Genomic DNA, 12,397 nt, shown 5'->3' on the forward strand with positions numbered 1-12,397 from the left:
GAACTTCAAATGCATGGCTTACTTGGCGTTGAACTCCCACTTGAAGAAAAGCAGACAAAACAAAATTTATTTTGTATTTGGTCGCTTTCACAGAGTGCGTGGGAGACTTACGCCAAGTTAGTCAGGTGAAAGCTATTAGTATACTGACTGTTTATTTCTTTGAAGATACCTTAGTAAATAATAGGGGTGTAATGATATGGATGTTAATGGAATTAGTCAAGGAAGACTAGCAACTTTGGGATCGTCTCAAACTCAAACTATTAGTAGTGAAAAAAGTGCAGCAGTAAACTTAAATAAGTCAAATAATAATGATAGTAATAATTCTGAAGGTCAAGGCAACAATAGAGTAATTACTGAAGGCCAAGTTCAAAATGTAGTAGAAAAGATGAGTAAACTTTTAGATCAGGAAAATACTCACGTAGAATACGAAGCACACAAAGGCATGTGGAGTGTAGTAATAAAGATAATGGACAATAACACGGATGAAATAGTAACACAAATACCAGCAAAACAAGTAGTAGAAGCTATGGAAAATCTTTATGATTCAGTAGGACTTATAATGGATAAGAAGGCGTAACTCTTAACTGTATGTCGGAGGTGTTTCTATGGAATTCAAAATAAATAAAGTTGATATGGAAATTAGGCAGAGAATTAACGATAAGCGAAAAGAAGGAAAAGTACACAGCAATGGAAATGTAAAAATTAATAAAGTTAATTCAGATAAAAACGATAATAGTAGAAAAGATAAATTTGAGGACATAATGTCAAAGATTAAAAAAGGTAAAAAGAAAATTATTGTTCAAGCTACTAAAAGTGAAACTTTAGAAGTGGAAGCTTTTAAGGATAATAAGATTAGCCTAGAGGATATTGGCATATATTTGGATACGAAGAAATAGGAGGTAGTGTTATGTACGCAGCTAATGCCTATAATACTTACAAAAATAATAGTGTTAATTTTGCTTCAAAAGAACAGTTGTTATTGATGCTATTAGACGGTTCTGTTAAATTTGCAAAAAAAGCTAGAGAAGCACTATTAGATAAAGATGTAAAAGAATCACATAAATATTTAGTTAAAACTCAGGATATATTTTACGAACTTATGACGTCTTTAGATATAAAAAATGCAGGAAATTGGGGACAAAGTCTTATGGCACTTTACAATTTCATAGTAAAAAGACTGTCAGATGCAAATATAAAAAAAGATGTAGAAATTTTAGATGAAGTAATACCTTTTATTGAGCAGGTAAGGGATATGTGGGGAGAGGCCTACAAAGTATCCAAGGGAAAAGCTTAAATAAAGTTAAAAGATCAAAGAACAAAGTTCAAAGATTAAAAAGATTAGAGTGGATAGTTGATAGTGGAAAGTTGAAAAATTAACCAGAACTGTCCACTACTCACTTTCAACTCTCAACTAAAAAACTGAAAGGAGAGATTACAATGAGTGATATATCTTCAACAACATCAACCCCTAGTGGAATGACGGGCGCAGGTGGTGGAAATAAGCTAAGAATAACTGGTATGGCATCTGGTCTTGATGTAGATGCCATAGTTAAAAAAATGATGACAGCGCAGCAGACTAAAATTGATAAGGCAAAGCAAGATCAACAGACGGTGCAGTGGAAACAGGATGCGTATCAGGATATTATTAAAGATATTAAGGATTTGCAGAATACTTATTTTAATTCATTGGATTTTACAAATAATGTTTTGTCATCTAGTAATTATGCGGCATTTGATTCGAACGTAACTGATCCTACGATTTTGTCTGCTACTCCAGGTGTTGGTTCGGCAGTTGGAAGTTATAAAATCGATTTTACGGGAGGTCATTTGGCAGCAACAGCTTCTGTGATAGGGACTGATATTGTAAAGGATACAAGTGATACTGTTAATTTGTCTAATGTATCAACAAATTGGAGTGGAAAGTCTATAGGTTTTAGTATTAATTCAGGTACGGTTGTAAAACTAACTTTGGCTAGTGTAACTGGTAGTGAGAGTAATGTTACTGACTTAGCCAATGATATAAATAAAGATATTAATTCAAATGGAAATTTAAAAGGAAAAGTACAGGCAGTATCTACTAGCGATGGTAAAATACAATTTCAAGCATTAAGCGACAGTAGTGTGAAAATAATTGATAGTACGGATACAACTGTAACAGAAATAAGTAGCTTAAAAGGTAGAGTTGTAAACCCAAGTTTATCAACTACATTAGGAGATTTAGGATTGTCATCAGCTAGTGATACATTTGATATAGTGTATAATGGAACAACAAAAACTATATCTGTAAAGAACACTGATAAATTAAGTGATGTGATTAATAATATTTCAAATGCCACATCAGGTGCAGTATCAGCTTCTTTTAGTCAATTGACAGGAAAATTTACTATTCAAACTGCCAATACTGGTAGTTCGCAAAGTATAAAGATTAATGGTGCAGGAGCTTCACTTACGGCATTAGGTATAACAAATGGAAGCAGTGACATAGGTCAGGATGCTATTGTAAAGATAACACCACCAGGTGGAACAGCAGTTACAGTAACAAAACCCACCAATAATTTTACTATAGATGGAGTGACATATAATCTTCAAAGTGATAAAGATTCATCAGGTACATCATTATCTACAACCTTTAACATAACTCAAAATACTCAAAAGGTTTATGATAAAATAAAAGGCTTTTTAGATAAATACAATGCTATAGTTGACGAAATTCAAACTAAATTAGGTGAGAAAAAGAACTATGCTTATCCACCGCTAACTGATGCACAGAGATCTAGTATGAGTGCTTCACAAATTACATCATGGGAAAATAATGCAAAACAAGGCATACTTAGTAATGATAACAATCTTGAAAATCTCCTTTCTTCTATGAGAAGTGCCTTTACAACAGCAGTTTCTAATGCGGGATTGAGTTTTGGAAAATATGGCAGTAATTCTATAGGATTAGATACATCAGATGATGTAACTCAAGGTGGAAAAATAACTATAGTGGATCAGCAGAAGTTTAAAGTTGCCATAGCTCAGCATGGTGATCAAATATTAAAACTATTTACTAATGTGTCATCATCCACAGATACAGATACTCAATTTAGTGAAAATGGAATATTTCAGAGAATTAATAACATATTTAATGATAATGTTGGATACGTAGGAACTACTTTAAATAGTGCCATATTAACAAAGTATGCAAATTATCAGGATGATTATAGTATTTATGGAGGTTCTGGAAACAATACTCTTCCAGATCAAATATATCGTCAAACACAATTAATTAAAAATCTTAACACTGAGTTTAGTACTAAACAGGAAGCATACTATCAACAGTTTTCACAATTAGAAACGGCACTAACACAGTTAAATGCTCAACAAGCGCAGCTATCTTCGTTAACTGGTTAATAATTGATTTATTAATTCAAAGTTCAAAATTGACAGTTGAGAGTTGAAGTAGGTTTTTCTTTACTTTCCACTTTTCACTCTCAACTGCTTTTTAGATTGGAGAAATAAAATGATTAAATTAAAAGAATACTTAGATAAGTATAAAAATATCACGATAGATCTTATAAATAATCTTTACTGTGATAATTTAGATAATATAGATGAATTTATGCAGAAGAGGCAGAATATTTTAGATGACCTAGGGCAATTAGATTCTACCAAGAAGGAGTTTAATTCAATCATTAATGAAATTGAACTGGCTGCTATTGAAAAAAGATTAAAGGACGTAATGACAGAAAAAAAAGAAAAGTTACTAATAGAGATGGAAAAAATTTCTCTGTCGAGGAGTGCTAATAATAGTTACAATAAGAATTTGTATGGTAAGGCACGGGTATTTAGTAAGAAAATATAGATTTTTTTACTGGATAGTTGAAAGTTAAAACAATTAACAGTTAAGAATTAAGAATGAAAATTTAAAGAAAAAATTTAAAAAAATTTTTTAGAACCTATAAAGTAATAAAAAAATAGTGCGATGTAATAAGTATAAAGTTGATAAAAAACAAATTTTAAATAATAAATATTTGCATCTGACTAAATGTTAATTAAAATGCAAGTATCAAGTAAACGGGATTTTCTAATGAAAATGAATATAGCCCTAAAAGAAGCTTCAGAAACACAGTATTGGTTAAGCCTTCTTAAAGCTATTGATTATTTAGATTCAAAACTAGCGGAATCAATTATAAATGATTGTAAAGAGTTAAATAAAATGCTTGTAGCCATAGTTAAACAACAAAAGGAAAAGTAAATTAGGAATATGTTGGTGTTTCTCGTATATAGTTAACTTTCAACTCATCAACGTTAGTGAACTCCAATATTAAGTTTCAACTAACAATTGTAACTTAAAAATGGATTTATCTATAAATTAAAGAAAAGGACAAGGATGTCCGTTAAAAATCAGGGAGGGAATTTATTATGATAATTAATCACAATTTAGCAGCAAACAACGCAATAAGAAATATGAACATTAACTCAAACAATGCAAGTAAGTCAATGCAAAAACTCTCAACAGGTCTTAGAATTAACAGTGCAGCAGATGATGCAGCAGGATTAGCTATATCAGAAAAAATGAGAGGGCAAATAAGAGGTCTTGACCAAGCTTCAAGCAATGCTCAAGATGGCATTTCATTATCACAAACAGCAGAAGGCGCGTTAAATGAAACAAGTTCCATTCTTCAAAGAATGAGAGAATTATCAGTTCAAGGATCAACTGATACCAATACATCATCGGATAGATCTAACATTCAAGATGAAATGGATCAATTGACTAAGGAAATTGACAGAATTGCTACTACAACTCAGTTCAATACTAAGAATCTTTTAGATGGTTCTATGGGAAGTGCTGTAACTACAGCAGCAAAGAGTGTTGACACAAATAAAAGTTTATTAGGATCAGCTGGTACAGCTGTTGCAGCTGCGACTACATTAGTTGGAGTTGAAGACTCATCAAAAAACAATTTAGGAATTGTTGTCGGTGATAAAGTAACAGTATCTTATGTTAAAAATGGAGCTCTAGTAACTTCTACAACTACTGTTGCTACAGCTACAACATTATCAACTTTGAGTGTAGCTAGTGGTCCAGCTATCGCTTCAGGTACAAATGGTGCTTTAACAGCTACAGCAGCTACAGCAGGATTTAAGGGTGGCATTTATGGATTAACAATTACTGTTAAGGATTCAACAGGAACTGTTAAAACTGCAGCTACTAATGCTTTATCAGCTTTTGCAGAGACAACAAGTGCTCAAGATAAGAGACTTGATGGAAGTGCAACCTTCCAAATTGGTGCAAATGCGGGTCAAACATTGAATCTTTCTATTAATAATATGTCATCTTCAGCACTTGGAGTTTCAAGCTTAAAGGTTGGTACTCAATCACAAGCTAGTGCAGCAATTACAGTTGTTGATGCTGCTACAGCAAAAGTATCTGCTGAAAGATCAAAGCTTGGAGCTATTCAAAATAGATTAGAGCATACTATAAATAATCTTGGAACTTCATCAGAAAACTTAACATCTGCCGAATCAAGAATAAGAGATGTTGATATGGCAAAAGAAATGTCAACTTTCTCAAAAAACAATATTCTTTCTCAAGCTGCTCAGGCAATGCTTGCTCAAGCAAACCAACAGCCTCAACAGGTTCTTCAGTTATTAAGATAATTAATTTTTTATGGTTTAATTGTAAAGAGGGTAGTGTATTTACTACCCTCTTTATTTATAATATATTCATAAATAAAGATTTCTTATAAGTAATATGAAGGGAAGAAAGTAATATGAATAATTGTATGGATAAAATTAAAAATAGAATAGAAAATATAAGAGATAATATTTATGATTATAATTTAAAAATTATGTTTAGTAATGTTGATTCTTTAATTCTTGAAATATCAAATTGTATTAACTTAAAGGAAATGCCTAAAGATAAAGTCAATATTTTAAATACTATATTACAAAATATCAATATTTCCATCCAAAATAAAGATTATCAATTAGTGTCAGATATACTGAAGTTTCAATTAAAAGATTTTATAGAGAATATATAATTTAAGGGTAGATGAATATATGAGCTTTTATGAAGAAAATTTAAAATTATTTAAAGATAAAATTCCTATGTTGTATGAAACAGTTGTGAATGAGAAGCCTATTTTTAATATAGGTTTAGAATCTGTAAATGAAACCTTTAACTATACCATTGCAAAGGATGATAAAAAATGTTTTATTCATAGTGTATTTGATATAGCAGAAGAAATGAAACAAATGTTCCGAAGAGTAGATAAAAACGCAAATACACTTATAATATTTGGAGCGGGATGTGGATATGCGTTAAATTATATAAAAGAGAATTTTAAAAGTATAAAAAATATTTTAATTATAGAACCTAGTCTTCAAATTTTTCAAGTCCTTATGAAAAATGTAAATATATACAATGAATTAGAACAGTATGAAAATGTAACATTTGTTGTAAATAAAAATGAAAATTATGTTATAGAATTGTTATTTGAGTATGTTAAAGATAAAATTGCAAAGTCTGTTAACGTTGTATATAACATTTCATATAGAACACTTTTTGATAGGTACTATGAAAGTATTAATGAAAGCATAGGAGATTTTATAAATAAAACTAAAATCAATTTAGTGACAAATACTTATTTTCAAAAGCAATGGACATATAATCCAATAATTAATATGTCAAATAAAAGTAAAGTGATTAATGATTTGTTTAATGAATTTAAAGGTAAATCGGCAATTATAGTTTCAGCAGGACCTTCTTTAAATAAAAATTTGCATTTACTTAAATATGCAGAAGACAAAGCTTTGATAGCTGCTGTAGGAACAGCTTCAAAAATATTGGAAAGTAATAATATAAAACCTCACTTTAGATTTGCTATGGATAGTGGTGAAACTGAAAAGTTAATTTTTAATAATTTAACCAAGGATGATTCTATACTGGTTTATTCTGATAGAGTCCAGTATGAAGTAGTTCCTTTATTTGAGAGAAGATTAAAAATGATTTTAGATACAGACAACTTAACTAGGTATATTTATGCTAAATCTAATATAAATTTTGAAACTATAAGCAGTGGATTTTCCATTGCAAATACAGCACTTGATGTATTGATTAAATTAGGAATGAAAAATATTATTTTTCTTGGACAAGATTTATGTTATACAAAAGATAAATTATATGCGGATGGATCATGGTCAAAAAATGATAAAATCAATGTGAATAATAAGGAGTATAACTACATTAAAACTAAAGATATATATGGAAATGATGTATATACATTAGAAACCTTTTTTAGGAATGAAAAAAATATTTGAGGAAATTATAGCATCTAATACTGATGTTAATTATATAAATGCAACTGAAGGGGGAATTGGAATTGAAGGAACAAAGATAAAGACATTTAAGCAAGTATTAAATGAAAATTTATTAGAAAAATATGATTATAATAGTTTCTTCAATGATTTTTTTAGAAATAATGGAGAAAATTATAATTATAAAAAGATATTAAATACGATTACTGATTTAGAACATAAAATTGATAAAATGACTAAAATTAATAATTCAAGAATAGTAGGATTGAAGAAAATAAATAGATATTTAGAAAAAAAACTATCAATTAATAGAATAGAGAAAGAAATTGTATATTTAAATAAGTATGAGGAAGAGTTAAGACAAATAGATGCTTATAAGAATTGTATTAAGTTCTTTATGGATGATATTTATAAAATAGTATTAAATAAATTTAAATATGAAGGTGAAGATAGAAAAGAGTCAATTATGTCTAGTAAGAGTATATTAGAAATCATTAGTTATGAGTTAAAATCATATTTAGAGTTTTTTAAAACGAGTATAATAGAATCAAAACAAAATGTTAAATTGTAGCTCGATTTTAATCTGAATTTTGATTATGATATTATAATTGAACTTAATATAGAATAGAACATTATTAGAGAATAATAATATTCTTAAAATAAATACATTCTTAAAAACTTAGAGTAAAGCCATCTCTAAGTTTTTATTGCTACGTTATGATAGATATAGTAGAAATATTGTATAATCATAATAGTTAATTTAAAGAAAGTAGTGATGATATGAATATAGTATGCATAATTCAAGCTAGAGTAGGTTCAACAAGATTACCAGGCAAAGTATTGAAAAAAATATGCGGTAAGACGGTATTGGAGCATGATATTGATAGAATAAAAAGAGTAAAAAATATAGATAAAATAGTAATTGCTACTACTACATTGGATAAAGACGATGTTATAGTTCAAGAAGCAAAACGATTAAAGATTTCATTTTTTAGAGGTTCAGAAGATGATGTTTTATCTAGGTATTATTATGCAGCAAAGGAAAATAATACAGATGTAGTAGTAAGAGTTACTAGTGATTGCCCACTTATAGATAGTGAAGTGACAAATGCAACAATACAATTATATTTAGATAATACAGAAAAGTATGATTATGTAAATAATACTATTCAAAAAACTTTTCCTAGAGGATTAGACACGGAAGTATTTAGCTTTGATGTATTAGAAAGAGCATTTAATGAAGCAACGAGTGTGAGAGATAGAGAACATGTAACTTCATATATATGGGATAATCCACAACTTTTTAAGTTAGGATGCTATAAAAGTAGCCGTGATTACTCTGAATTAAGATGGACATTAGATACGATAGAGGATTTACAACTTATTACTACAATTTATAGTTATTTATATAATAAAAATAAGAACTTTTTAACATCTGATATTATTAGGCTGTTGCAGGAGCATCCAAGCATAAAAGAAATAAACAAAGGAATAGTACAGAAAATAGTTTAATATATGAGGATGATGTAGATGTATAGTAAAAACATAAAAATAGGTGATAAAGCTAGTATTACAAAGATTATATCGGATGAAAATGTAAAACAATTTGCTAAAATAAGTGGAGATTTAAATCCTATTCATATTAGTGACGATTATGCAAACAAAACTATATTTAAAAAACGAATAGCACAGGGTATTTTAATAACAGGATTAATTTCAGCAGTATTAGCTAATAAGTTACCAGGAGAGGGATCTATATATTTATCTCAAACTCTTAAATTTTTAAAACCTGTCTTTATAGGAGATGAAATTACTGCAGAAGTAGAGGTTTTAGATATTAAAGGCAATATTGTTACGTTATATACTTGTTGTTTCAACAATATAAATGTTGATGTAATTGTAGGAGAAGCTGTAATCATGATTGAAAGGAGGAATAATTAGTGGCAATAGAATTGATTAAAATTCAGGAATTTGACTTAGAAATGATTGCAAAGTGGAGAATGTTACCGGATGTTACTAAATATATGTATACTGATCCTAAATTGACATTTAATATACAATTAAATTGGCTTAAAAAAATTAATAATGACAATGCAGTACAATATTGGATTATTAAAATAGATGATACTAAGATTGGAGTTATAAACATATATGACATTGATTATGAAAATAGAAGATGTTCATGGGCATATTATATAGGCGATACTTCTTTTAGAGGAAGGGGAATAGCAACTAATCTTGAATGTAATATCTATGATTATGTTTTTCACGAGTTAAAATTAAATAAACTTTGTTGCGAAGTATTTACTTTTAATGAAAGAGTAATTGAAATTCATAAAAAATTTGGATCAAAAATTGAGGGAACATTAAAAAACCATATTTGGAAAGATAAGAAACCATATGATATAGTAGCTATGGCGATTACAAAGGATATATGGGAAGTTACAAGGCACAATTTTAATTACGAAAAAATTTATATAGAATAGTTTTTGATTAAGAGGTATAAATATGAGTAAAGTAATGTCAATAAGTTATAGAAATATAGGTAACATTAGTAAAGCGTTTATAGTGGCAGAGCTATCAGCAAATCATAATGGTAATTTTGATAAAGCTGTGAAATTAATAAAAGAAGCAGCAAAATCAGGTGTAGATGCCATAAAACTTCAAACATATACAGCGGATACTATAACTATAGATTGTGACAATGAATATTTTCAAATAAAACAAGGAACTCTATGGGATGGTAGAACTCTTCATAATTTATATAAAGAAGCTTATACTCCATGGGAATGGCAGCCTAAGCTTAAAAAGATTGCTGAGGAAGAAGGGTTAATCTGTTTTTCTTCACCATTTGACAGAACAGCAGTAGATTTTCTTGAAGATATGAATGTTCCAGCATATAAAGTAGCTTCTTTTGAAATAACAGATATTCCTTTGATAGAATATATGGCATCTAAAGGTAAGCCTATGATTTTAGCAACAGGTATAGCTACGCTTACTGATATAGAAGAAGCAGTAAATGCATGTAAAAGAGCTAATAATGATCAAATTGCACTTTTAAAATGTACAAGTGCCTATCCGGCACCACTAGAAGATATGAATTTGAAAACAATACCTAATTTAGCGGAAACTTTTGGAGTGATTTCTGGTTTATCAGATCACACCTTGGGAATAACTGTACCTATAGCAGCAGTAGCACTTGGAGCAAAGATAGTTGAAAAGCATTTTACATTATGCAGAGCAGATGGTGGACCGGATGCAGGATTTTCATTAGAACCAGATGAACTTAAAGCTATGGTAAAATCAATAAGAGAAACTGAAAAAGCTTTAGGTACAGTTTCATATGATTTAACAGATAAAATGAAGAAAAGCAGGGAGTTTTCTCGTTCGCTGTTTGTAGTAAAGGATATTAAGAAGGGTGAGGCTTTCACAGAAGAAAATGTACGTTCTATAAGACCTGGCTTTGGGTTACATACTAAATATTATAGAGATGTTATTGGTAAAGTGGCAAAAATAGATATTGATAAAGGCACTCCTGTTAGTTGGAATATTCTGGAATAAAGATATAAGTATATTTATATTTTAGAGAATTACATTGTTGCATACAATTAAGTAATTTATTATTGAAATTAATACAAGATGATGTGAAATCAATGAAGAACGATATAAAAGAATTAAAAGCAGTAAAATAATTTTGTTAAATATATGATTAGTGAGTTTTATGCACTAATCTTTTATTTTTTATTTAAACTATTAGTAAAATCATTCGATTATAATAATATATATAATTTTAATATTATTATATTTTTGATAAAGTTTTAATAGTCGACAATTGAGAGTTGACCAATACATATGCAAAGGAGTTTTTGACTTTATGGAACAGTTAGCTATAAATGGTGGTATTCCAGTTAGAAATACATATTTGTCTTATGGAAAACAATCTATAGATGATAAGGATATAGAAATAGTAACAAAAGTTTTAAAGGGAGATTATTTAACTACAGGACCTAATGTAAAAGCTTTTGAAGAAAAAGTAGCAAAATATGTAGGTGCAAAATATGCTGTAGCTGTTTGTAACGGTACGGCTGCTCTTCATACTGCTTGTTTTGCAGCAGGAATAAAAGAAGGAGACGAAGTTATAGTTACACCTATGACCTTTGCAGCCTCAAGTAATTGTGTGCTTTATTGTGGTGGTAAGCCTATATTTGTAGATATTGATCCTAAAACCTATAATATAGACCCTGATAAAATAGAAGAAAAGATCACTGATAGGACTAAAGCCATAATACCAGTTGATTTTACAGGTCAGTCTGTTCATATGGATAAGATAAGATGCATAGCTGAAAAGCATAACCTTATAATAATTGAAGATGCAGCCCATGCACTAGGCAGCGAATATAAAGGAAATAAAATAGGTTCTTTAGCACACATGGCAGAGTTCAGTTTTCACCCTGTAAAACCTATTACTACTGCTGAGGGTGGAATGATTATAACAAATGATGAAAAGCTATATGAAAGATTAAGCTTATTTAGGACTCATGGTATTACAAGGAACAAAGCTTTAATGAGTCATGAAGAAGGTCCATGGTACTATGAACAGATAGATTTAGGTTATAATTATAGAATAACGGATATTCAATGTGCTTTAGGAAGTAGTCAGATGAATAAATTAGATTCATTCGTTAAAAGAAGAAGAGAAATAGTGCAAATATATAATGAAGATTTTAAAGAATTAAGTGATTATATAACTACTCCTTATGAAGCGGAGTATTCTAATTCAGGATGGCATATTTATATTGTAAAATTTAATTTGGATAAATTTAAAGTTGGAAGAAAAGAAATATTTGAAGCACTGCAGGCTGAAAATATAGGGGTAAATGTTCATTATATTCCTGTATATTTTCATCCATATTATCAAAAGCTTGGATATAAAAAAGGACTATGTCCAGAAGCAGAAAAATTATATGAACAGATGCTTACACTGCCATTATTTCCTAAAATGAGCAATAATGATGTGGAAGATGTAATAAATTCTGTAAAAAAAGTAGTTATGTATTATGGAAAATGAGTTTAATATCTGAACGGAGGATAA

15 protein-coding genes are annotated in these 12,397 nt (G+C 29.3%); all 15 read left to right on the plus strand.

Annotated elements, in window-relative coordinates; genetic code table 11:
- Positions 1 to 196 precede the first annotated feature (196 nt).
- The 15 genes from RH99_RS09615 (at position 197) to pseC (ending at position 12,373) form a co-directional block, all read left to right on the plus strand.
- On the plus strand, positions 197 to 577 hold the full coding sequence (locus tag RH99_RS09615) for a flagellar protein FlaG (RefSeq protein ID WP_010237108.1): 381 nt from the start codon (positions 197 to 199) through the stop codon (positions 575 to 577).
- Between the two features lie 28 nt (positions 578 to 605).
- Positions 606 to 896, plus strand: a complete 291-nt coding sequence (locus RH99_RS09620; RefSeq protein ID WP_010237110.1) for a hypothetical protein — start codon at positions 606 to 608, stop codon at positions 894 to 896.
- 11 nt (positions 897 to 907) lie between these two features.
- Positions 908 to 1,294, plus strand: coding sequence for a flagellar export chaperone FliS (gene fliS, locus RH99_RS09625; RefSeq protein WP_010237112.1), 387 nt, complete (start codon positions 908 to 910; stop codon positions 1,292 to 1,294).
- A gap of 143 nt (positions 1,295 to 1,437) precedes the next feature.
- Positions 1,438 to 3,396, plus strand: coding sequence for a flagellar filament capping protein FliD (fliD, locus tag RH99_RS09630; RefSeq protein WP_010237113.1), 1,959 nt, complete (start codon positions 1,438 to 1,440; stop codon positions 3,394 to 3,396).
- Between the two features lie 109 nt (positions 3,397 to 3,505).
- Positions 3,506 to 3,847: a flagellar protein FliT gene (locus RH99_RS09635; protein WP_010237115.1), complete on the plus strand. Its 342-nt coding sequence runs from the start codon at positions 3,506 to 3,508 to the stop codon at positions 3,845 to 3,847.
- Between the two features lie 183 nt (positions 3,848 to 4,030).
- A complete protein-coding gene (locus tag RH99_RS09640) occupies positions 4,031 to 4,240 on the plus strand; it encodes a four helix bundle protein (RefSeq protein WP_138990646.1) in 210 nt (69 codons plus the stop codon).
- A gap of 167 nt (positions 4,241 to 4,407) precedes the next feature.
- A complete protein-coding gene (locus RH99_RS09645; RefSeq protein WP_010237119.1) occupies positions 4,408 to 5,646 on the plus strand; it encodes a flagellin N-terminal helical domain-containing protein in 1,239 nt (412 codons plus the stop codon).
- Positions 5,647 to 5,759: 113 nt separating this feature from the next.
- The gene (locus RH99_RS09650; protein ID WP_010237121.1) at positions 5,760 to 6,029 is read left to right on the plus strand and encodes a DUF8042 domain-containing protein; all 270 of its coding nucleotides are present in this window, start codon (positions 5,760 to 5,762) and stop codon (positions 6,027 to 6,029) included.
- A 19-nt stretch (positions 6,030 to 6,048) separates the two neighbouring features.
- The gene (locus tag RH99_RS09655) at positions 6,049 to 7,308 is read left to right on the plus strand and encodes a motility associated factor glycosyltransferase family protein (RefSeq protein ID WP_010237125.1); all 1,260 of its coding nucleotides are present in this window, start codon (positions 6,049 to 6,051) and stop codon (positions 7,306 to 7,308) included.
- Positions 7,292 to 7,876 carry a motility associated factor glycosyltransferase family protein gene (locus RH99_RS09660; RefSeq protein WP_010237128.1) on the plus strand — a complete coding sequence of 195 codons (585 nt, stop codon included), beginning with the start codon at positions 7,292 to 7,294 and terminating at the stop codon, positions 7,874 to 7,876. The genes RH99_RS09655 and RH99_RS09660 overlap by 17 nt, the downstream gene beginning before the upstream one ends.
- A gap of 209 nt (positions 7,877 to 8,085) precedes the next feature.
- Positions 8,086 to 8,817: a cytidylyltransferase domain-containing protein gene (locus RH99_RS09665; RefSeq protein WP_010237130.1), complete on the plus strand. Its 732-nt coding sequence runs from the start codon at positions 8,086 to 8,088 to the stop codon at positions 8,815 to 8,817.
- A gap of 18 nt (positions 8,818 to 8,835) precedes the next feature.
- Positions 8,836 to 9,246: a MaoC family dehydratase gene (locus RH99_RS09670; protein ID WP_010237132.1), complete on the plus strand. Its 411-nt coding sequence runs from the start codon at positions 8,836 to 8,838 to the stop codon at positions 9,244 to 9,246.
- On the plus strand, positions 9,246 to 9,791 hold the full coding sequence (gene pseH / locus RH99_RS09675; protein ID WP_010237134.1) for a UDP-4-amino-4,6-dideoxy-N-acetyl-beta-L-altrosamine N-acetyltransferase: 546 nt from the start codon (positions 9,246 to 9,248) through the stop codon (positions 9,789 to 9,791). Before RH99_RS09670 ends, pseH begins: the two co-directional genes overlap by 1 nt.
- Positions 9,792 to 9,813: 22 nt before the next feature.
- Complete coding sequence (pseI, locus tag RH99_RS09680; protein WP_010237136.1) at positions 9,814 to 10,866, plus strand: pseudaminic acid synthase; 1,053 nt, start codon at positions 9,814 to 9,816, stop codon at positions 10,864 to 10,866.
- Positions 10,867 to 11,179: 313 nt separating this feature from the next.
- A complete protein-coding gene (gene pseC / locus RH99_RS09685; RefSeq protein WP_010237138.1) occupies positions 11,180 to 12,373 on the plus strand; it encodes a UDP-4-amino-4,6-dideoxy-N-acetyl-beta-L-altrosamine transaminase in 1,194 nt (397 codons plus the stop codon).
- The last annotated feature ends 24 nt before the right edge of the window (positions 12,374 to 12,397 follow it).

The organism is Clostridium arbusti SL206 (assembly GCF_000246895.1).
Taxonomy (GTDB): Bacteria; Bacillota; Clostridia; order Clostridiales; family Clostridiaceae; genus Clostridium_I; species Clostridium_I arbusti.